General features: G+C 69.3%; 19 protein-coding genes. 11 read left to right on the top strand and 8 right to left on the bottom strand.

The features are described from left to right. Positions 1–24: 24 nt before the first annotated feature. A complete protein-coding gene (locus tag AC07OY_RS07965; RefSeq protein WP_495042016.1) occupies positions 25–1,998 on the bottom strand; it encodes an AsmA family protein in 1,974 nt (657 codons plus the stop codon). A gap of 193 nt (positions 1,999–2,191) precedes the next feature. On the opposite strand from AC07OY_RS07965, the gene AC07OY_RS07960 reads away from it, so the two are divergent. From AC07OY_RS07960 to AC07OY_RS07935, 6 genes are all read left to right on the top strand, one after another. Further along, positions 2,192–2,617, top strand: a complete 426-nt coding sequence (locus AC07OY_RS07960; RefSeq protein WP_495042015.1) for a BON domain-containing protein — start codon at positions 2,192–2,194, stop codon at positions 2,615–2,617. A gap of 160 nt (positions 2,618–2,777) precedes the next feature. Next, positions 2,778–4,469, top strand: a complete 1,692-nt coding sequence (locus tag AC07OY_RS07955; protein WP_495042014.1) for an ABC transporter ATP-binding protein/permease — start codon at positions 2,778–2,780, stop codon at positions 4,467–4,469. 76 nt (positions 4,470–4,545) lie between these two features. Next, complete coding sequence (locus tag AC07OY_RS07950; protein ID WP_495042013.1) at positions 4,546–5,583, top strand: branched-chain amino acid ABC transporter permease; 1,038 nt, start codon at positions 4,546–4,548, stop codon at positions 5,581–5,583. 3 nt (positions 5,584–5,586) lie between these two features. Next, complete coding sequence (locus tag AC07OY_RS07945) at positions 5,587–7,362, top strand: branched-chain amino acid ABC transporter ATP-binding protein/permease (protein ID WP_495042012.1); 1,776 nt, start codon at positions 5,587–5,589, stop codon at positions 7,360–7,362. Further along, positions 7,359–8,090 carry an ABC transporter ATP-binding protein gene (locus AC07OY_RS07940; protein ID WP_495042011.1) on the top strand — a complete coding sequence of 244 codons (732 nt, stop codon included), beginning with the start codon at positions 7,359–7,361 and terminating at the stop codon, positions 8,088–8,090. The genes AC07OY_RS07945 and AC07OY_RS07940 overlap by 4 nt, the downstream gene beginning before the upstream one ends. Positions 8,091–8,117: 27 nt before the next feature. Then, complete coding sequence (locus AC07OY_RS07935) at positions 8,118–8,654, top strand: tetratricopeptide repeat protein (RefSeq protein ID WP_495042010.1); 537 nt, start codon at positions 8,118–8,120, stop codon at positions 8,652–8,654. A gap of 27 nt (positions 8,655–8,681) precedes the next feature. Here AC07OY_RS07935 and AC07OY_RS07930 read toward each other — a convergent pair whose 3' ends face one another. Together AC07OY_RS07930 and AC07OY_RS07925 are read right to left on the bottom strand one after the other, a co-directional pair. Next, entirely contained in the window at positions 8,682–9,452 is a 771-nt protein-coding gene (locus AC07OY_RS07930; RefSeq protein WP_495042009.1) for a helix-turn-helix domain-containing protein, read from the bottom strand. An 818-nt stretch (positions 9,453–10,270) separates the two neighbouring features. After that, complete coding sequence (locus tag AC07OY_RS07925; RefSeq protein ID WP_495042008.1) at positions 10,271–10,882, bottom strand: DUF938 domain-containing protein; 612 nt, start codon at positions 10,880–10,882, stop codon at positions 10,271–10,273. A gap of 36 nt (positions 10,883–10,918) precedes the next feature. On the opposite strand from AC07OY_RS07925, the gene AC07OY_RS07920 reads away from it, so the two are divergent. From AC07OY_RS07920 to AC07OY_RS07910, 3 genes are all read left to right on the top strand, one after another. Further along, positions 10,919–11,431 carry a GNAT family N-acetyltransferase gene (locus AC07OY_RS07920; protein ID WP_495042007.1) on the top strand — a complete coding sequence of 171 codons (513 nt, stop codon included), beginning with the start codon at positions 10,919–10,921 and terminating at the stop codon, positions 11,429–11,431. 97 nt (positions 11,432–11,528) lie between these two features. After that, positions 11,529–12,158, top strand: a complete 630-nt coding sequence (locus AC07OY_RS07915; RefSeq protein WP_495042006.1) for a glutathione S-transferase family protein — start codon at positions 11,529–11,531, stop codon at positions 12,156–12,158. 5 nt (positions 12,159–12,163) lie between these two features. Next, positions 12,164–13,075: a pyridoxamine 5'-phosphate oxidase family protein gene (locus tag AC07OY_RS07910; protein ID WP_495042005.1), complete on the top strand. Its 912-nt coding sequence runs from the start codon at positions 12,164–12,166 to the stop codon at positions 13,073–13,075. Here the strand turns inward: AC07OY_RS07910 and AC07OY_RS07905 are convergent. Beyond that, positions 13,072–13,971, bottom strand: a complete 900-nt coding sequence (locus AC07OY_RS07905) for a LysR family transcriptional regulator (RefSeq protein ID WP_495042004.1) — start codon at positions 13,969–13,971, stop codon at positions 13,072–13,074. The two genes, AC07OY_RS07910 and AC07OY_RS07905, sit on opposite strands and share 4 nt — an antisense overlap. A gap of 170 nt (positions 13,972–14,141) precedes the next feature. Between AC07OY_RS07905 and AC07OY_RS07900 the strand changes: the two genes are divergently transcribed. Further along, positions 14,142–14,783: a hypothetical protein gene (locus AC07OY_RS07900; RefSeq protein ID WP_495042003.1), complete on the top strand. Its 642-nt coding sequence runs from the start codon at positions 14,142–14,144 to the stop codon at positions 14,781–14,783. A gap of 6 nt (positions 14,784–14,789) precedes the next feature. Here AC07OY_RS07900 and AC07OY_RS07895 read toward each other — a convergent pair whose 3' ends face one another. Continuing rightward, complete coding sequence (locus AC07OY_RS07895; protein WP_495042002.1) at positions 14,790–15,659, bottom strand: pirin family protein; 870 nt, start codon at positions 15,657–15,659, stop codon at positions 14,790–14,792. Positions 15,660–15,724: 65 nt separating this feature from the next. Next, entirely contained in the window at positions 15,725–16,330 is a 606-nt protein-coding gene (locus tag AC07OY_RS07890; RefSeq protein WP_495042001.1) for an FMN-dependent NADH-azoreductase, read from the bottom strand. A 337-nt stretch (positions 16,331–16,667) separates the two neighbouring features. On the opposite strand from AC07OY_RS07890, the gene AC07OY_RS07885 reads away from it, so the two are divergent. Next, positions 16,668–17,591 carry a LysR family transcriptional regulator gene (locus AC07OY_RS07885; RefSeq protein ID WP_495042000.1) on the top strand — a complete coding sequence of 308 codons (924 nt, stop codon included), beginning with the start codon at positions 16,668–16,670 and terminating at the stop codon, positions 17,589–17,591. Here the strand turns inward: AC07OY_RS07885 and AC07OY_RS07880 are convergent. After that, positions 17,553–18,569, bottom strand: coding sequence for an SGNH/GDSL hydrolase family protein (locus tag AC07OY_RS07880; RefSeq protein ID WP_495041999.1), 1,017 nt, complete (start codon positions 18,567–18,569; stop codon positions 17,553–17,555). The genes AC07OY_RS07885 and AC07OY_RS07880 overlap by 39 nt on opposite strands. Positions 18,570–18,667: 98 nt before the next feature. Beyond that, positions 18,668–19,111 (bottom strand): TonB family protein (locus AC07OY_RS07875; RefSeq protein WP_495041998.1); only part of this gene is annotated, 444 nt, incomplete at its 5' end.

Raw genomic sequence — 19,111 nt, 5'->3', positions numbered from 1 at the left:
CCTTGGGCTGTTGGCATCGCTAATCTAGGGCGCGGCCTGGGGACGGGGTGCCGGCTTCTGCCGCGCTGCCGGGTAGGAAGCCGCCGACGCTGTTACAGCTGGCCGGGCGGCGTCGGCCCGCGCTTCGGGCGCCGGCCCGTCGCAGCTCACCGGCGGCAGGTCTTCACCGGGGTCGATGAAGGCCAGCAGGGCGGCCGGCGGCGTCAGCGCGCCCAGGGCGATGGCGGCGATGGCCTTGCCGCCCAGGGCCTTGCCTTCCAGGGCCACGCGCGGATCGCCCAGCGTGCCCTGCACGCGCACTGGTGAGCGCAGGCTCAGCAGCGAGAAATCCTTGGGCTTGGCGACGACGCGCAGGTCCAGGGTCTCGTCGCTGAGGCTCAGGCGGCCGTCGATGTCGATGCGGCTGTCCTTGTTGTCGATGAGGGCGGAGCGAGGGCGCAGCACGCCGGCCTTGAAATTGCCGTCCAGCCGCGCGCAGTTCAGTTCCAGCTTCTTGTCGCCGCGCAGCAGCACGCCCAGGCCTTGGGCGATGTCCAGCCCCGCGGCCTCGGTCAGCAGGTGGGAGACGCTGCCGCGGGCGAGTTCCAGGCGCACCGGACCGCTCAGGCTGCCGAGCAGCTCGGCGGTGCTGCGGCCGCGGCCCTTCACGTCGATGTCGGCGCGCAGGCGCCCCGTCACGGGGTTGTCGGCGAGGGCCTTGGTCTGGAACTTCAGCCATTGCTCGATGGCCATGTTGCGCACGTCCAGGCCTATGGTCCACAGCGGCGGGCTGTCGCGCGTGTCCAGTTGCGCGGAGCCGGACAACTCACCGCCCGCGATGCCGGCGTTGATGTTGCTCAGGTTCAGCACGCCGTTTTCCAGCACCAGGCTGGCATTCACGGGCGCCAGCGGCGCGAGGTTGGCGGTGCCGAGGTCGAGCTGGCTGAGCGCGATGGCGACGCGGGCGTCCATCACCTTCAGCGACGGGATGTCCAGCTGGCGGTCGGGCAGCACGCGGCCCGGGCGGCTGGGCGGCGCATCGGTGCCGACGGCCGGGCCCAGGTCTGCCAGGCGCAGCGGGCCGCCGCGCAGCAGACCGCTGAGCTGGGGCCGGGCCGGGCGGGTGTCGAAGGCGAAGTCGCCGCCCAGATTGCTGCGGCCGACGCGCGCCTTGGTGCCGCTCAGCTGCCAGACGCCAGAGGCATGCTGCAGCCGCCCGGCCAGGTCCACCGGCGGCGTGTTCGGCAAGGTGACGCCGAAGGGGCGGCCGATGTCGGCCAGCGAGTTGCCGCGCACCTGCAACTGGCCATCCAGCGCGCGGGCGTCGAGCAGCGATGACGCGGTGCCGTCGAAGGCGATGCGGCCGTCGCCCTGCGTCAGCTCGGCGCGCAGGCGCACCGGGGGCTGGTCGGCTTCCGCCGGCGCCAGCAGGGCGAGGCCCGCACTGGCCTGGGCCTTCAGAGCCAGCTGCTGCTTGCGCAGCTTGCCCTTGAGCTCGGCGGTCCAGTGTCCGTCGGCCTGGGTGGCGAAACGGGCGTCGCCCGTCAGCTGCAGCGGGGCGTCATCGATGCGGGCCGTGCCCTGGCGGATCACGAGATGGTCGATCTTGGGCAGCGGCGCCGGCTCGTGGCTGGTGCCGCCACGCGGTTGCACCGGCCAGGCCGTGCGGCCGGCGTCGTCGCGCTGCCAGTTCAGCGACAGGGTGTCTGCCTGCACGAGGCGCAGACGCAGCGGCTCGCCGTGGCGCCAAGCCCAGATGTCGCGCCAGAACCATTGCACGCGAACGGTGCCGGCCTCGGCCAGCTTCTCGCCGCGGCTGCCTTGCAGGCGCAGCTCGCCGGCTTCCGCGCGGGGATTCCACAGCAGGTGAACGCGGGCGCCCTTGTCGATGTCCAGGCCGCGGTCGGCCCGTTTGGCCAACCAGGGTGCCAAGCCGGGCCAACCGGCGAGATCCATGCCGACAACGGCAACCACGGCGACCAGCACGACGGCGCCGGCGACTTTGACGGCGACTTTCATGGACTGATGCTCGCGGTGGGGTAGGCCGGCCGATGTGGGACGAAGGCCTCCATGCCTGTAGGACACCGGCTGGCACCCGGCCTTGTCGGCTCGGTCCGACAGGCATTCGGCGCCTGGGCCGAAATCCAGCGGCGCCCGCAGCGCCCAAAGTTGGGAGACCGGCCTTCCTGGCCTTGCACTGAAAGGACGTGCCATGAAACAGCTCACCACCCGCCTGCCGCTGCTGGCTGCCCTCACCGTGGCTGCCGCCCTGGGCGCCTGCAGCCGCCAGCCCGACGATGAACTGAGCGCCGGCCAGCGCGCCGACAACGCCGTGGCCGATGCCAAGCGCGAAAGCCGCGAGTTGGTGGCCGACGCCGAGATGTCGGCGCGCCAGGCCGCGGACCGCACCGCCCAAGTCTCGTCGGACATGAACATCACCGCCAAGGTCAATGCGGCGCTGGCCGTGGACGACAAGCTCAAGGCCACGCAGATCAATGTCGATACCCGCGACGGCCAGGTGACCTTGTCCGGCCAGGCCCCCGACCCGCAGTCGCGTGAACGCGCGACGACGCTGGCCCAGGCCGTGGACGGCGTGAAGCAGGTCAACAACCAGCTGGTGGTGACGCGCGCCGGCTAAGAGCCGCAGACCTCACACCCGCAAGAAGGCGCCCTCACGAGGGCGCCTTTGCTTTGCGCTCCCACAAGAGCGCCTTTGCTTTGCTCGCCGCGGCGTGCCGTCCGACAGGGGCGCGCCCTGGCGCTCGCTAGCCTTCATTACATAACTCACAGCTTCTCTCATGGCCGCTCCCGTCTCCGCGCTGCAACGCTTCATGACCGTGGCCAAGCCTTATTGGATGGGCGACCGGCGCCGCTGGGCCTGGGCCTTCCTCGTTGGCCTGATCGTGCTGATGCTGGCCGAGACCCAGCTGGCGGTGCTGCTGAACAACCAGACGGGCGAGCTGACCTCCGCGCTGGCCGCGCGCGATGAAGACCGCTTCTGGACCGCGGTGCGCAACATGCTGTGGGTCATCGCCTTCGCCGTTCCCGTCTTCGCCATCTACTACTACGCCCGCGACGCCTATGCCAATGACTGGCGCAAATGGCTGACGCAGCGTTTCCTGGACGGCTATCTGCGCGAGCGGCGCTATTTCCATCTGGCCGCCGACGAGATCGACAACCCCGACCAGCGCATCGCCGACGACATCAACACCTTCACCAGCCGCTCCCTGCACTTCCTGCTCATCCTGCTGGGCTCCCTGATGCAGCTGGTGGCATTCAGTGCGGTGCTGTGGGGGCTGTCTCACACCCTGGTCGGCTTCCTCGTCGTCTATGCGCTGGCTGGGACCCTGCTGTCCCTGGGCCTGTTCGGCCGGCCGCTGATCCGCCTCAACTACTGGCAGCTCAAGCGCGAGGCCGACTTCCGCTTCCGGTTGATGCGGGTGCGCGAGAACGCCGAGTCCATCGCCTTCTACGGCGGCGAGGAACAGGAGCGCCACCAGCTGCAGCAGCGCCTGCGTGCCGCCCTGCTGAACACGCGCAAGCTCATCCGCGCCCAGTTCGCGCTCAATCTCTTCCAGCGCGGCTTCAGCCAGGTCAGCCTGCTGGTGCCCGCCGTCGTGCTGGCCGCCGACGTGCTCGGCGGACGCCTGGAAGTGGGCCAGGCCGTGCAGGCGGGCGGCGCCTTCGCCGCCGTGCTGGGCGCGGTGTCGCTGATCATCGACAACTTCGAGAGCCTGTCGCGCTTCGTCGCCGGCATCGACCGCCTGCATGTGATGGCCGAGGTGCTCGAGGCCGCGCCGCCCGAGGCCGGCATCGCCCGCGAGGAGGGCAAGGAGCTGCACATCAAGGACCTCACCGTGCATGCGCCGGGCAGTGACCGCGTGCTGGTCGAGAAGCTGTCGGTGAAGGTGCCCGAGGGCGGCTCCCTGCTCATCACCGGCGCCAGCGGCTGCGGCAAGAGTTCGCTGCTGCGTGCCATCGCGGGCCTGTGGACCCAGGGCAGCGGCCAGGTCTCGCATCCGCCGCGCGAGGACGTCTTCTTCCTGCCGCAGCGGCCCTATCTGCAGACCGGCAGCCTGCGCAGCCAGCTCATCTACCCCCGCACCCAGAGCGAGCTCGACGACGAAGCCCTGCTGAAGATCCTCGACGAGGTGCAGCTGCGCCACCTGGCCGAGGCCGAGGCCGGCCTGGACCGCAGCGCGGACTGGGAGAAGCTGCTCAGCGGCGGCGAGCAGCAGCGCCTTGCCTTCGCCCGCCTGCTGGTGCATGCGCCGCGCCTGGCCATCCTGGACGAAGCCACCAGCGCGTTGGACGACGCCAACCAGAAGCGCCTCTACCAGCGCCTGGCCGAGCGCGGCACGACGCTGATCAGCATCGCCCACCGTGCCGCCGTGGCGGGCTTCCACCGCCACGTGCTGAAGCTGACCGGCGGCGGCCGCTGGACGCTGGCCAAGACGCCGCGCGAGCACCCCGACAAATCGGGTGACTGACGTCACTGGGTGATTTCCCGACCGTTCGGTCGGCAAATCGCCGATACCATGGGCAGGCCTTTCACGACCTGCCGCCATGGACCTGACCATTGCCGCCATCCTCGGCCTCGACGGCCTGACCAACGGGGCCATCTACGCCCTCGTCGCGCTGGCCCTCGTGCTGGTGTTCTCGGTCACCCGCGTCATCTTCATTCCCCAGGGCGAGTTCGTCGCCTTCGGCGCGCTGACGCTGGCGGCGCTGCAGATGGGCAAGGTGCCGGGCACGGTGTGGCTGCTGGTGATGCTGGCGGCGGCGGCGGCGGTGCTGGACTGCATCCAGGCGGTGCGCGAGCGCTGGCCGGCGCGACGCATCGCCACGCGGCTGCTGGCGGGTGTGCTCCCGCCGCTGCTGATTGCCGCCTTCGTGCGCTGGATGGCGCCGCAGCAGGCGCCGCTGCTTGTGCAGGTGCTGATGACGCTGGCCCTGGTCACGGCCATGGGGCCGCTGCTCTACCGTGTGGCCTACCGGGCGCTGTCGGCGGCCAGCGTGCTGACCCTTTTGATCGTCTCCGTCGGCGTGCACTTCGCGCTGACGGGCATCGGCCTGGTCTTCTTCGGCGCCGAGGGCTATCGCACGCCGGCCTTCTGGGAGGCGCGCTTTGACGTCGGCCCGCTGAGCTTCACCGGCCAGACGCTGATCATCTTCGGCGCCTCCATCGCTCTCATCGTGGCCCTGTTCGTCTTCTTCGAGCGCACCCTGGTGGGCAAGGCCCTGCGCGCGACCTCGGTCAACCGCACCGGCGCACGGCTGATGGGCATCTCGGGCGATGCCGCCGGCTCCCTGAGCTTCACGATGGCCGCCTTCATCGGCGCGCTGTCGGGCCTGCTGATCTCGCCGTCGACCACCATCTATTACGACACCGGCTTCCTGATCGGCCTCAAGGGCTTTGTCGCCGCGGTCTTCGCCGGCCTGGCCAGCTTTCCCATGGCGCTGGCCGGCGCCCTCGGCGTCGGCCTCATCGAGAGCTTCGGCTCCTTCTGGGCCAGCGCCTTCAAGGAGGTCATCGTCTTCACGGTGATCCTGCCCATCCTCCTCTGGCGGTCCTTCGTGGACCCGCACCACGAGGAGCATTGAACGATGAATCGCTCCGTCCTTGCGGCCGTCGCCGCCGTCGTCATGCTGGTGCTGCCCTTCGCGCCGGTGCCCGACTTCTGGATCACCCAGCTCAACTACATCGGCCTGTTCTCCCTCGTCGTGCTCGGCCTGGTGCTGCTGACCGGCGTGGGCGGGCTGACGTCCTTCGGCCAGGCCGCCTTTGCCGGCGTGGGCGCCTACGCCACGGGCTATCTGACGACGGTGCTGGGAATGTCGCCCTGGCTGGGCCTGGTGGCGGGCCTCGCCATCACGCTGGTGCTGGCCTTGCTGATCGGTGTGCTGACGCTGCGCATGTCGGGCCACTACCTGCCGCTGGCCACCATCTGCTGGTGCCTGGCGCTCTACTACCTGATCGGCAACCTGGACGCCTTGGGCAAGTACGACGGCCTGCTGGGCCTGCCGGCGCTCACCATCGGCGATTTCAGCTTCCAGAGCGAGCGCCGCATCTATCTGCTGATCTGGCTCGCGGCCCTGCTCGCGGCCGTTGGCGTCACGCGGCTGCTGGACTCGCGGCCGGGCCGCATCATGCGCGCGCTGAATACCAACCGCGGCGGCGGCTCGACCATGCCCGAGGCCATGGGCGCCTCGACCTTCCGCTACAAGCTCATCATGTTTGTCGTCGCGGCCCTGCTGGCGTCCGTGTCGGGCTGGCTGTATGCGCACATGCAGCGCAGCGTGAACCCCTCGCCCTTCGGCATCAAGTTCGGCATCGAATACCTCTTCATGGCCGTCATCGGCGGCATCGGCACGGTGGGCGGCGCCTTCACCGGCGCGGCCCTGGTCAAGCTCGCCGAGGACCAGCTCAAGGTCTGGCTGCCGATGATCTTCGGCGGCTCGGGCAACTACGAGATCATCGTCTTCGGCATCGTGCTGGTCTTGGTGTTGCGCTTTGCCCCCGATGGCCTGTGGCCGCTGATCGCGCGCTGGCTGCCGGCGCGTGGCGCCAAGGCGGTCGACGAGAACGCGCCGCGCCTGAGCGCGCGCAGCCATCCGCAGCCCGGTGTGCCGCTGCTGGACGTGCGCAAGATCAGGAAGACCTTCGGCGGCCTGGTCGCCGTCAACGACATCAGCTTCGCCATCAAGGCCGGTGACATCGTCGGCCTCATCGGCCCCAATGGCGCGGGCAAGAGCACGACCTTCAACCTCGTCTCCGGCGTGCTGCCGCTCACCAGCGGCGAGGTCGAGCTTGGGCAACAGCGCGTCGACGGCCGCGAGAGCCGCGACATCGCCCGCGCCGGCCTGTCCCGCACCTTCCAGCATGTGAAGCTGGTGCCCGACATGACGGTGCTGGAGAACGTCGCCTTGGGCTGCTATCTGCGCACCCGAAGCGGCACGCTGGCCGCCATGCTGGGCCTGGACCGCGCCGAGGAGATGCAGGCCCGCGCTGAGGCCCTGCGCCAGCTGCGCCGCATCGGCTTGGGCGAACAAGCCCATGAGCTGGCCGGCAACCTCGCCCTCGGGCCGCAGCGCCTCGTCGAGATCGCCCGCGCCCTGGCCAGCGACCCGTCGCTGCTGCTGCTGGACGAACCCGCCGCGGGCCTGCGCCACAAGGAGAAGGAAGCGCTCGCCGAGGTGCTGAGGCAGCTGAAGGCCGAGGGCCTGTCGCTGCTGCTGGTCGAGCACGACATGGACTTCGTCATGAAGCTGACCGACAGAATCGTCGTCATGGAGTTCGGCCGTTATCTGATGGACGGTACGCCGGCCGAGGTGCAGGCCAGCCCGGCCGTGCGCGCCGCCTATCTGGGAGCGGACGAATGAGCGCTCTCCTCGAAGTTGTGGACCTGCATGCGGGCTATGGCCGCGCCGAGGTGCTGCATGGGCTGAGCCTGGCGGCGCAGGAGAAGAGCGTCGTCACCGTCATCGGCCCCAACGGCGCCGGCAAGTCCACGCTGCTCGGCGCCCTGATGGGCCTGATCCCGTCGCGCAGCCAGAGCCTGCGTTTTGCCGGCGAAGACATCGCCCGCCTGACGCTGGAAGAGCGCGTGCTGGCCGGCCTGGCCCTGGTGCCCGAGAAGCGCGAGCTCTTCGGCACGATGACCGTCGAGGACAACCTGCTGCTCGGCGGCTGGCGGCCCAAGAAGCTGGGCGACAGGCGCTGGCGCGATGGGCTCGAGAGCGTCTATGCCCGCTTCCCGCGGCTCAAGGAACGCAGCCGGCAGGCGGCCGGCACCTTGAGTGGCGGCGAACGCCAGATGCTCGCCCTGGGCCGCGCGCTGATGGGCCAGCCCAAGCTCTTGATGCTGGACGAGCCCAGCCTGGGCCTGGCGCCGCTGATCGTGCGCGAGATCTTCAGCATCGTCGAGGACCTGCGCGCCACCGGCGTCAGCATCCTGCTCGTCGAACAAAACGCCCGCGCGGCCCTGCGCGTCGCCGACCACGGCCATGTGCTGGAGACCGGCGAGTTCGGGCTCAGCGGGCCGGCGGATCAACTGGCGGCGGATCCGAGGGTGATCGAGACCTACCTCGGTGCGGGCCGCAAGGACTAGCTGCGTGTCTCGTCACGCCAGGAAACCATGAACCACCTGCTTGGGATCGCGACTCGCACGCTGGGAGCGCTGGTGCTCCTGATGGCTCCGATGCTCGGATCGGCTGACGACAAGAAAGCCGCACCGGAGCTGCCGACCGAGATTCACGGCAAGGTCTCGACGCTTTCCGATCAAGGGGACAAGCTGGCGGCGCAAGCGAAGTACCGGGAGGCTGTCGGGCGCTATGTGGAAGCGTGGAACATGCTGCCCGAACCCAAGACGCAGTGGAAGGCCTGTACCTGGTTGTTGGCTGCCATCGGGGATGCGAACTTCCTGGGCGGCCACCATGAGAAGGCGAAGAACGCACTGAGCGATGCGATGCATTGCCCCGATGCCATCGGCAATCCGTTCATTCACCTGCGCCTGGGGCAGGCACAGCTTGAACTTGGCAACCGCGAGCGTGCCGCAGACGAGCTGACCAGGGCCTATATGGGCGCCGGGAAGGGCATCTTCGCGGCCGAGAAGCCCAAGTACTTCGAGTTCCTGAAAACCGTCATCAAGCCGCCGGCGGACGGCCAGTGGTGAGGCCTGCGATGCTGCGATCGTTCGCCTTTACGGCCTGACCAACATCGTCGGCGCAATGCCGAACATCCTCCGGCAGGTCCGGCTGAGATGGGCCGAGTCCGCGAACCCCCAATCCTGCGCCGCTTCCGTCCATGACTGCCCTGCCATCGCCGCGCCGACGGCGGCTTCGACGCGGGCCCACAGCAGATAGGCGCGCAGCGACATGCCGGTCTGGGCGACGAACAGGTGGCGGAAACGGCTGGGTGACAGATGCGCTGCGGCGGCGGTTTGCGCAAGCGTCACCCGCTCGGCCAGATGCGCCCGCATGAACTCGATGGCCCGGCTGATGCGCGGATCCACGCTGAGCACAGGCGCAGCCTGCCCGCACAGTGCGGCGACGATGCGATGACTGATGGCAATGAGAGCCTCGTCGGGCGCATTGCCTTCGAATGCCTGGAGCAAGGCCGCGAGCAGAGACTGGATGGCCTCGCTGGGCAGATCGACGATGGCTGTCGCCGCGTCATGCTGCTGAAGCAATGCCCGGCCCTGCATGGTCTCAGGCTCGACAAATATCTGTGCCACCGTTTCGCCGCTGCCATCGAACTGATGGCGCGCATGAGGGCGAACCATTGCCAGGATGTGCGCCCGCCAAGCTTGGTCGCCGGTGCATAGACGAAGCCGCCCGCTGAGTGCCATCGAGATCTGGATGGCGTGATGTGAATGGGCCTCGGCCCGCCCGCCGGCGCGGCCTATCCACAGGCTGCCACCACTCCACAGCAGCACGCGGCCGATGCCGACGATGGGCTTGCTCGTCGCCATCAGCGTATGCCGCCGCGACCGCGCAAGTCAGCCGTTTCGTTCAAGCCGCCAAGACCTGCAATTCGCAGAATTCTTTCCACGGACAAACCGGTCCGCATCTTGTTCACCTCACGGAGTTATCCATGCAAACCAACACCACCCCCGCCTGCCGCTGCAGCAACTGCCCCGGCGCCTCCTGCACCTGCGGCTGCCAGTCGCTCGCGACCCAACTGGCTGCCGCTGCAGCGGTTTCCACCGGCTGCGCATGCGGCCCGAACTGTGCCTGCCAGCCGGCCTGCCGCTGCATCTGAAGCCGCGGCGAGCCGGCACAGGCTAGCAGCGGCTCACGTCGCCGTCATGCCCCCATCCATTGCCAGCGACTGCCCCGTCAGATAGCGGGGCTTGTCGCTGGTCAGGAAGATGAAGCTTGTTGGCTGCGTCGTAGGTAGGTTGGGGTGAGCCACGTGAACCCCAACGATGCAATGCACTGGGAAGCCCTGTGAAGAGCCTCTCGACCCGATGCAGTGCCGCCGGAATCCGCCCGACGCTGCGTTGGCTGCTCCTCGTGAGCACGGCGTGCAGCCGGCGTTCACAGGTGCGATGCGGCGATGAGCGCCGCTGATGACAAGTCGGACGCGAGAGCGAAGCGGGTCGCGTCGGCCCGCAATGGCGCTGCTTGTTTTCGCGCGCCGCTGTTGGCGCCATCTCGCCAGAGTGCGGATCAGGGCATCTTCTTTGGTGACTTTCTTCTGGCTCCGCAGAAGCAAGTTACCCGGCTGCCGGGACGGACTCCCGGCAATGCAGCGATAGGGCGCGAGCTCCGCAAACGTACATCGCAGTCACGGCTGCGCACGTATCCAGGCCAGCAGCTTGTTGTTGGCCGGCAGGTCCAGGCGTTCACGCAGCTTCAGCCCGGCCTTGGCCGCTTCCGCCTCAACGTCGCCCAGGCGCCGGATGCCCCAGGCGGAATTGCGCGCGCGCAGGTCGGCATCGAAAGCGAGATTGCTCGGCGCCGTGGGTTCGCCGTCGGTCAGATACGGACCGTAGGTGATCAACAGCCCCTGTGCTGCGAGATGCCGCGAGGCGCCCTGCATCAACCCCGCCGTGCAGGCCCAGGGCGCGATGTGGATCATGTTGGCGCAGTAGATCGCATCGACCTGAGCCGGCACACCAGGCCAGTCGGCATCGAGCACGTCCAGCGTGACCGGCGGGCGAACGCGTTCCAGACCTTCGCACCAGGCGGCGATGGAGGGCGGGGCGGCGGCGTCGAAATCGCTGGGCTGCCATTGCCAGCCGGGCAGGCCTGCGCTGAGGAAGGCCGCGTGCTGGCCCGTGCCGCTGGCAATCTCCAGCAGCAGGCCCGAGGCGGGCAGCAGGCGCTGCAGGGCCGCGAGGATGGGCGGGCCGTTGCGTTCGGCGGCGGGGCTGTGGCGGCGTTGCGGGTTGTCCATGGCGCCATCTTGCCCTGGTGCCGCTAGGCTTGGCCGATGGCCTATCAATACCGGGACGCGGTCGCCGACGACCTGCCACGCATCGTCGAGATCTACAACTTCGCCGTCGCCACGCGCACGTGCAGCTGCGACCTGGATCCCACCACCGTGGACAAGCGCCGCGCCTCCTTCGAGGCCCACACGCCTGATCACCGGCCGCTGTGGGTGGCCGAAGACAGCGAGCTGCCGGGCCAGGGCGCCATCGGCTACCTCGGCTTCTTCCATTTCATGAACGAGAGGCCGGGCTACTTCATCACGGCCGACCTGGCCATCTATCTGCACCCCGACTATCAGCGTCGCGGGCTGGGGCGATTTCTGCTCGAACAGGCCATCGCGCGCGCTCCCGCGCTCGGCATCGAGACACTGACGGCGACCCTCTTCTCGTCCAACACGGCCAGCGCGCGCCTGTTCGAGTCCATGGGCTTCGAGCGCTGGGGCTTGATGCCGCGCGTGGCGCGGCTGGAGGGCGTCGAGAAGGACCTGGTGCTGGTGGGGCGCCGGCTGGCCTGAGGACTGTCGTCCGCGGCGGAAAGAATGAGTTGCGGCGCGCGCCGTTTCGCCGCGGCGCGCCACTCGGCACAGTGGCTTCATCTCAACGGAGCCTTCCATGCCCACCCTCAAGCTCTACCGTCACGCCCTCTCTGGCCACGCCCATCGCGCCGAGCTCGCCCTGTCCCTGCTGGGCCTGCCGCATGAGCTGATCGACGTGGACTTCGCGGCCCGCACGCACAAGACGCCCGAGTTCATCGCCCGCCATCCTTTCGGCCAGCTGCCGCTGCTGGAGGATGACGGCCATCCCGTCTGGGACAGCACGGCCATCCTGGTCTACCTGGCCAGCAAATACGACGCCAGCGGCCGCTGGCTGCCGCAGGACCCGGCCGGCCGCGCCGCCGTGCAGGCCTGGCTGTCGGTCGCATCCAGCCTGATCGCCTATGGCCCGGCGGCGGCGCGCATGGTCACCGTGTTCAAGGCGCCCTTCAACGCCGACGAAGTCATCGCGCGTGCCCATGGCCTGTTCAAGGTCATGGAGGGCGAACTGTCGCGCCGACCCTTCCTGGTTGGCGATCACGCCACGCTGGCCGACATTGCCGGCTACAGCTATATCGTCAACGCGCCCGAGGGCAATGTGGACCTGGCGCCCTATCCGGCGCTGCGCGCCTGGCTGGCGCGCATCGAAACCTTGCCGGGTTTCGTGCCCTTCAAGACCACGCCCGCCGGCCTGCGCGCCGCTGCCTGAACGCCATGGACACCGCCCCTTTCCACGCCGGCGAAGTGGCCGTGCAGTCGCGCCTCGGCGTCGCTGAGCGCATGGACGAGATCGGCCGCAAGGTCGTGCGCGACCACATGCCCGAGCAGCACCAGCGCTTCTACGAGCAGCTGCCCTTCATGCTGGCGGGCAGTGTCGACGCGGCCGGCCGGCCCTGGGCCACGCTGCTGGTGGGGCAGCCCGGCTTTGTGCAGGCGCCGGACGCCTGGCACCTGACCTTCGACGCGCAACCCATCGCGGGCGACCCGGCCACCGCCGGCATGAAGCCGGGCGCAGCGCTGGGCCTGCTGGGCATCGAGCTGCACACGCGGCGGCGCAACCGCGTCAATGGCGAGCTGCAGGAGGCGGGTGGCGATGGCCTGCGATTGCGTGTGCAGCAGACGACGGGCAACTGCCCGCAATACATCCAGGGCCGCGAGTTCGAATGGGTGCGGGATGCCGCCGACACGCGACCTCGGGCCATCGAGCGGGTGGACAGCCTGAACGGCGATGCGGCGTGGTTCATTGCCGCGGCCGATACCTTGTTCGTGGCCACGCATGCGGACACGGCCGGCGCGGACGTGTCGCATCGCGGCGGTCCGGCGGGCTTTGTCATGCAGGAGGATGAGAGCACGCTGCTCGTGCCCGACTACTCCGGCAACCGCATGTTCATGACGCTGGGCAATCTGCAGATCGACGGCCGCGCCGGCCTGCTCTTCATCGACTTCGAGAACGGCGACCTGCTGACGCTGACGGGCCGTGCCGAGATCGTCTGGGACGGACCGGAACTGGCGGGACTCGCCAACGCCGAGCGCGCCTGGCGCTTCCATCTGGACGAGGGCTATTGGCTGCGCGACGCGCTGCCCCTGCGTTGGCGCTTTCGCGACTGGGCGCCGCAGAACCGCTAACGCAATGCCGGATTCGCGCGCAGGCTGTCCACCGCCAGGTCGACAAAGGCGCGCACCTTCTGCGTCATGTGCCGGCCCTCGTGATGCACGATGTGCACGGGCAGGGGCGCGGGCTCGAAGGCTTCGAGCAAGGGCAGCAACTCGCCGCGCGCCAGCGCATCGGCCGCCTGGTAGCTGAGCAGGCGCGCGATGCCCAGGCCCGCCAGCGCGAAGGAGCGGGCCGCATCGTTGGTCGTCGTGCGCAGGCGCGGCTGGATGCGCTGCACCAGCGGGCGGCCGGCTTCCGCGAGCCGCCACTCGGGATAGGGCGCCACCTGGATGGGGTGGATGAGCTGATGGCCGGCCAGCGCCTCCGGGCGCTCAGGACGGCCGTGCGCGGCCAGGTAGGCGGGCGAGGCCACCAGCATGCGCCTGACCCGGCCGACGCCGATGGCCCGCAGCGACGAGTCCGGCAGCTCGCCGATGCGCACGGCCACGTCCAGGCCCTCATCGACGAGGTTGACGACACGGTCGACGAAGACGCATTGCGCATCGACGTCGGGGTAGCGCTGCAGATAGTCCGCCACGATGGGCGTCACATGCAGATTGCCGAACAGCACCGGCGCCGTGACGCTGAGCAGGCCCTTGAGCTGGCTGCGGCTGCCGCTGGTGGCGGCTTCGGAGTCGCCGACGTCGGCCAGGATGCGCCGGCAGTCCTCGGCATAGCGGGCACCGGCCTCGGTCACGCGGACGCTGCGGGTCGTGCGCGTCAGCAGCCGCACGCCCAGGCGCTCCTCCAGCTCGGCCACGGCACGCGTGACGACGGGAGCGGACAGGTCCAGCTTGCGCGCCGCGCTGGCGAAGCCGCCGTTGTCGACGACGGCGACGAAGACTTCCATGGCTTGCAGACGGTCCATGCCGGGCATTGTGGCCGCCGGGGCGCAGGCGACGCAGCGGCAGGATTCAAGTTCGGCGCCCCACCTGAATGGGTGGTCAAGTTGCTGGCTGGCTTGGGATTGACCCTCTCGGGCAGCGCCTTGAGCATCGCGGCGACGCGCCGCCTTCGTGGCGTGCACCGGGAGTCCGTATGCCCTTCCTCTCCAAGCTGCTGGCGGGCCTTGCCTTGCTGGCCTCATGGCTGGTCGCCCAGGCGGGCGTCGTGGTCTACACCAACGAGGCTGCCTACCTCGCCGCCGTGGGCGCCACGCGGGCCTACACCGACTTCTCGGGCGGCGCCAATGCCACGGTCTCCGGCGCGAGCTTCATGCCGGAGGCCACCTTCGGCAGCTGCACCGATGCGTCGTCGCCGGGCAGCTGCGGCACCTCGGTGCTGCACGCCATCGACACCATCACCGACCTGGGTGGCTCTTCGGCTTCCAACGGCGTGGCCAGCCTCGCCTGGCGCCTCAACGTGTCCGACGTGTTCGCCCTCAGCTTCAACTACCTGAGCGGCGATGTGGATTCGATCAATCTGGTCAGCACGTCCCTGGCCCTGCAGGCCATCGACACCTCGGCCGCCAACGGCTTCATCGGCCTGGTCAGCGACACGGCCTTCTACGGGGCCATCCTGGTGGGCGTGTTCCCGAATGGCGGCAACGACCGCATCCACATGGACGACTTCCGCCTCAACGCGACGCTCGCCGTCCCCGAGCCGGCCGCGCTGCTGCTGACGCCCTTGGCACTCGGGCTGGCCGGCCTCGCGCGGCGCGGAGCCCGCAAGGCCGGCTAGGACCGCTCAGGCCAGCCGCCCGGCCTGGAAGTCGCGCACGGCCTGCACCAGTTCGGCTTCGCTGTTCATGACGAAGGGGCCGTACTGGGCGATGGGCTCGCCCAGCGGCTTGCCGGCGATCAGCAGGGCGCGGGTGGGCTTGTCACCGGCCTGCAGGCGCACGCCGTCGCTGCCCGGCGTGTTGGCCAGGATGGCCATGCGGCCCTCGGGCTGCAGGCAGCCGCTGTCGAACTTCAAGGCGCCTTCGTAGACATAGACGAAGGCATTGAACTCGGGCGGCAGCAGCTGCTCGAAGCGCGCACCCGGCGCGAAGTGCAGGTCCAGGTAGAGGGGCTCGGTGTGGTCACGCTGCACGGCGCCCGCCACGCCATGGCTGGCACCGGCGATGACGCGGGCCTTCACGCCTTCACGCTCGAACTCGGGCACCTCGTGGCTCGCGACGTCGCGGTACCAGGGTGCCTGCATCTTGTCCTTGGCGGGCAGGTTGAGCCAGAGCTGGAAGCCGGCCATGCGGCCCGCGTTCTGCTCGGGCGTCTCGCTGTGGATGACGCCGCGGCCGGCCGTCATCCATTGCACGCCGCCATCGCTGATCAGGCCTTCGTTGCCGGCCGAGTCGCGGTGGCGCATGCGGCCGTTGAGCATGTAGGTGATGGTCTCGAAGCCCCGGTGCGGGTGGTCGGGAAAGCCGGCGATGTAGTCGTCGGGGTTGTCCGTGCCGAAGGCGTCCAGCATCAGGAAGGGATCGAGGCGGCGCTGCAGGTTCTGCGTCAGCACGCGATTGAGCTTGACGCCGGCACCGTCGCTGGTCGGCTGACCGGCGACAAGGCGTTCGACCTCGCGCGGTTGGTTCAACAGGGAAGTGGCGACGGTGTTCACGGTGTTCCTTTCAGTTGATTCGGGCCGTCCCGGCCAAGCTACTCCTTGGACGAGGGGCCTCAGGTTCAGGCTGCAAGCAGTTCGGTGATTTGTGCGCGGGCGTTGGCCAGACCTTGTTCGGCGGCAAAGGCCATGCCTTCAGCGTAGACGAACTCGACATCGGTCATGCCCAGGAAGGCCAGCACGGTGCGCAGATAGGGCGTCATCTGGTCGCTGGGCTGATCGCGGTGGATGCCGCCGCGGCTGGTGACGATGTAGACCTTCTTGCCGGTCAGCAGGCCGACGGGGCCCTTCTCGGTGTACTTGAAGGTGACGCCGGCGCGGGCCACGGCGTCGATCCAGTTCTTGAACTGGGCCGTGACGTTGAAGTTGTACATGGGCACGCCGATGACGACGGTGTCGGCGGCCTGCAGCTCGGCGATCAGGGTGTCGTCCAGGGCGACGCGGGCAGCCTGCTCGGGCGTGCGCTGGTCGGCCGGCGTGAACAGGGCGCCCAGGGCGACCTCGTCCAGCACGGGCTGGGGCGTCAGCGTCAGGTCGCGCACCGTGACGGTGGCGGCGGGCGTCGCGGCGCGCAGGCCGGCGGTCAGTTCATTGGCCAGGCGGGTCGAGACCGAACCTTGGTCGTCGGTGGCACGGCGGGCGCTGGCGTTGATTTGCAGGATGTTCATCTGGGGCTCCGGTAAGGGTCGGTTGCGATGGGATGAACTCTAGGATTGCTCGCTCAGCACCAGAAGCCGCTGATTTGCATAAGATTGTTCCACTGATGGAACGCCGCCCCTCGTCCAAGGAGGACTTTGGCCGATCCCCCGAGGGGATGGCGATGCTTGCCGGATTGACCGGCAAGCACATCGCCCCAGGCGGGCCGGCTGGGTGAACTGAAGTCGGACACAAGCAGTCCCTGCGGACTGCTTGTGCCTACGGAAGGCCATGGGCCTCTGGCCCATGGCAGGCCCGTCGCTCGTCCCGCAGCTCAGGCACCACGGCCACGACTCAAGGAGAACTCAGATGGAACCTGATGCCGATGATCTGCTGCTGTTTGCCCGCGTCATGGAAGCCGGCAGCTTCAGCCGCGCCGCCGAGCGCGTGCACTGGCCCAAGAGCACGGTGTCGCGGCGCATTGCGGCGCTGGAGACGCGCCTGGGCGAGAAGCTGCTGCAGCGCTCCACGCGCAAGCTGGCGCTGACGGATTTCGGCGCGGGCGTGCTGGAGCATGCCCGTGTCGTGGCGGCCGAGGTGGATGGCGCTCTGGCCCTGGCCCTGCACCGCCAGCGCAAGCCCAGCGGCCGGCTGCGCGTCAGCATGCCGGCGGACTTCGCCGAGCAGGTGGCCGGCGGCATGCTGGCCGAGTTCGCGTTGAACTACCCCGAGGTGCAGCTGGAGCTGGACCTGACGCCGCGCCGCGTGGACATCATCGGCGAGGGCTTCGACCTCGCCATCCGCATGGGGGCGCTGGACGAGGACAGCCAGCTGGCCGCGCGGCGGCTGGCGACGACGTATTGGGGGCTGTATGCCTCGCCGGGCTATCTGGCGCGTGTCGGCGAGCCGCTGCTGCCGCAGGCGCTGGAGAGCATGCACGGGCTGATGCTGATGAGCCGCACCGGCGAGGCCGTGCCCTGGCGCCTGAGCCGCCTGGGCGAGGACAGCGGCGAGGCCGTCGTCGTCAAGCCGGTGCAGCGCACCCAGGCCAACTCGCCCAGCGTGCTGGCGCAGATGGCCTTGCGCGGCGTCGGCATCGCCGGTGTCGACCGGCTGCTGGTGCAGCACTCGCTGGAGTTCGGCCGCCTGCAGCGCCTGCTGCCGGACTGGCACCTGCCCGGCTCGACGGCCTGGGCCGTCTTCCCGGAGCGGCGGCTGATGCCGCTGCGCACCCGGGTGTTCCTGGAAGCAATGTCAGCCCTGCTGGAGGCCTGCCCGACGCCGAGCGCCTAGGGCGACGATGGCCAGGCCGACAGCGAACAGCGCCACGATGTCCGGCTCGGGCACGGCCGCCGCGAAGACGGCGGCGGCGAGCTGCTGATGGGCCATGGCGGTGGGGTGGATGCCGTCCCAGAACAAGGCGGTGTTCAGGTCGCAGCTGCTGCCGGTGGCGCCGCAGGCATTGGTCCAGTTGCTGAAGCCCAGCTGCGCGGCATTGCCCACGGCATTCGTCATGAAGCCGTACATGTCGAAGATCTGCGCGCCGCTGCCGGCCAGCGCGCTGGTGAGCGCTGCGTCCATCGCGAAGCTCAGCTGCGAGGCCTGGACGCCGACGCCCATGGCGTTGGCCAGCGGCGTGAGGCCGAAGTTGGGCGTGTTCAGCACCAGCACATGCTGGGCGCCGGCCAGCTTCAGGCTGCCGACGATGCCGGCCATGTCGGCGGCATAGCTGGCCACCGTGGCGGCCGCCGTCGCGTTGGGATCGGCGCCCTCGCCAATGGCTTCCAGCGCCTCACGGATGTTGTTGCCGCCGCCGGCGACGATGTAGAGGGCGTTGGGGTCGGCGTGGTTGCCGGTGGCACCCAGATACATGCCGAGCTGGGTGGTCATGCTGTACGGGAAGCCCGGCAGCTGCGGGATCTCGCCGCCGTTCACGCCGGTCTGCGCGCCGCCGAAGGCGAAGTTGGTGCCGCCCGCCAGCGCAGGTGCCAGGGTCAGGCCCAGCGATTGGGCGAAGTACTGGGTCCAGACCGGGCCGTTGGAGTAGGTGCCGGCCAGCGACGGGATCTTGCTGTAGTAGCCGTCGCCCGTGATGTCCACCGGCGGCAGCCCGCCGGGGGCCTGAGACAACAGCAGATAGTTGTTGCCGCTGTCGGAGAGGCTGTCTCCGAAGACGACCAGGCTGGAATAGGGGCCGGCGGCCGAGGCTGCGAAAGCGGCAGCGCAAAGACCAATGCCCGCAAGCATGCGGGCCAGCAAACGGATGGACATGGGGACTCCCTTATGGTGGCCGCAGGACTTCTAACGGCTCTGCAGCAGCATCCCCGGCCCTGGGCCCGGCGTCAACCCGTGGACGCCTGAAGTTGAAGTCAGTCGCTGTCGCTTTTGAAGGCGACTTCGACGGCGGCATCGCGTGATTTGCGGATGGGCGCGAAGCGCCATTGCTTCACCGCGTCCACGGCCGCCGTGCCCAGGCGTGAGTGGCTGGCCTTGATGACCGAGGCCTGCTGGACCGAGCCATCGGTGCCGACGGTGAACTGCACCTGCGCGAAGCCGTTGCGGAAGTTGCCCGCCTGCGTCATCTGGCGCGGGATGGCCGGCTCGACCTTGGCCAGCAGCCGCAGCGGCTCCTCGGTCTCTTCCTCGGCGGGCTTGGGCGGCGGCTCGGCGGCTCGGGCGGCGACGGCCAGCGGCGCCGCGGGGGCGGGTGCCGGCGTGGGTGCCGCTGAGGCGAGCACGACGGGTGCGCGCTCGGGCTCGGGTTCAGGGGCGGCCTGAGGCGCGGCGGCAACCGGCGTGGGCGCCGCCACGGC

It is taken from the genome of Roseateles sp. GW821-FHT09H10 (assembly GCF_059415865.1).
This window is presented reverse-complemented; position numbering and strand designations above follow the sequence as displayed.

Coding starts and splice junctions, on each gene's coding strand:
- AC07OY_RS07965 (WP_495042016.1), bottom strand. CDS start 1,998: ATGAAAGTCGCCGTCAAAGTCGCCGGCGCCGTCGTGCTGGTCGCCGTG.
- AC07OY_RS07960 (WP_495042015.1), top strand. CDS start 2,192: ATGAAACAGCTCACCACCCGCCTGCCGCTGCTGGCTGCCCTCACCGTG.
- AC07OY_RS07955 (WP_495042014.1), top strand. CDS start 2,778: ATGGCCGCTCCCGTCTCCGCGCTGCAACGCTTCATGACCGTGGCCAAG.
- AC07OY_RS07950 (WP_495042013.1), top strand. CDS start 4,546: ATGGACCTGACCATTGCCGCCATCCTCGGCCTCGACGGCCTGACCAAC.
- AC07OY_RS07945 (WP_495042012.1), top strand. CDS start 5,587: ATGAATCGCTCCGTCCTTGCGGCCGTCGCCGCCGTCGTCATGCTGGTG.
- AC07OY_RS07940 (WP_495042011.1), top strand. CDS start 7,359: ATGAGCGCTCTCCTCGAAGTTGTGGACCTGCATGCGGGCTATGGCCGC.
- AC07OY_RS07935 (WP_495042010.1), top strand. CDS start 8,118: ATGAACCACCTGCTTGGGATCGCGACTCGCACGCTGGGAGCGCTGGTG.
- AC07OY_RS07930 (WP_495042009.1), bottom strand. CDS start 9,452: ATGGCGACGAGCAAGCCCATCGTCGGCATCGGCCGCGTGCTGCTGTGG.
- AC07OY_RS07925 (WP_495042008.1), bottom strand. CDS start 10,882: ATGGACAACCCGCAACGCCGCCACAGCCCCGCCGCCGAACGCAACGGC.
- AC07OY_RS07920 (WP_495042007.1), top strand. CDS start 10,919: ATGGCCTATCAATACCGGGACGCGGTCGCCGACGACCTGCCACGCATC.
- AC07OY_RS07915 (WP_495042006.1), top strand. CDS start 11,529: ATGCCCACCCTCAAGCTCTACCGTCACGCCCTCTCTGGCCACGCCCAT.
- AC07OY_RS07910 (WP_495042005.1), top strand. CDS start 12,164: ATGGACACCGCCCCTTTCCACGCCGGCGAAGTGGCCGTGCAGTCGCGC.
- AC07OY_RS07905 (WP_495042004.1), bottom strand. CDS start 13,971: ATGGACCGTCTGCAAGCCATGGAAGTCTTCGTCGCCGTCGTCGACAAC.
- AC07OY_RS07900 (WP_495042003.1), top strand. CDS start 14,142: ATGCCCTTCCTCTCCAAGCTGCTGGCGGGCCTTGCCTTGCTGGCCTCA.
- AC07OY_RS07890 (WP_495042001.1), bottom strand. CDS start 16,330: ATGAACATCCTGCAAATCAACGCCAGCGCCCGCCGTGCCACCGACGAC.
- AC07OY_RS07885 (WP_495042000.1), top strand. CDS start 16,668: ATGGAACCTGATGCCGATGATCTGCTGCTGTTTGCCCGCGTCATGGAA.
- AC07OY_RS07880 (WP_495041999.1), bottom strand. CDS start 18,569: ATGTCCATCCGTTTGCTGGCCCGCATGCTTGCGGGCATTGGTCTTTGC.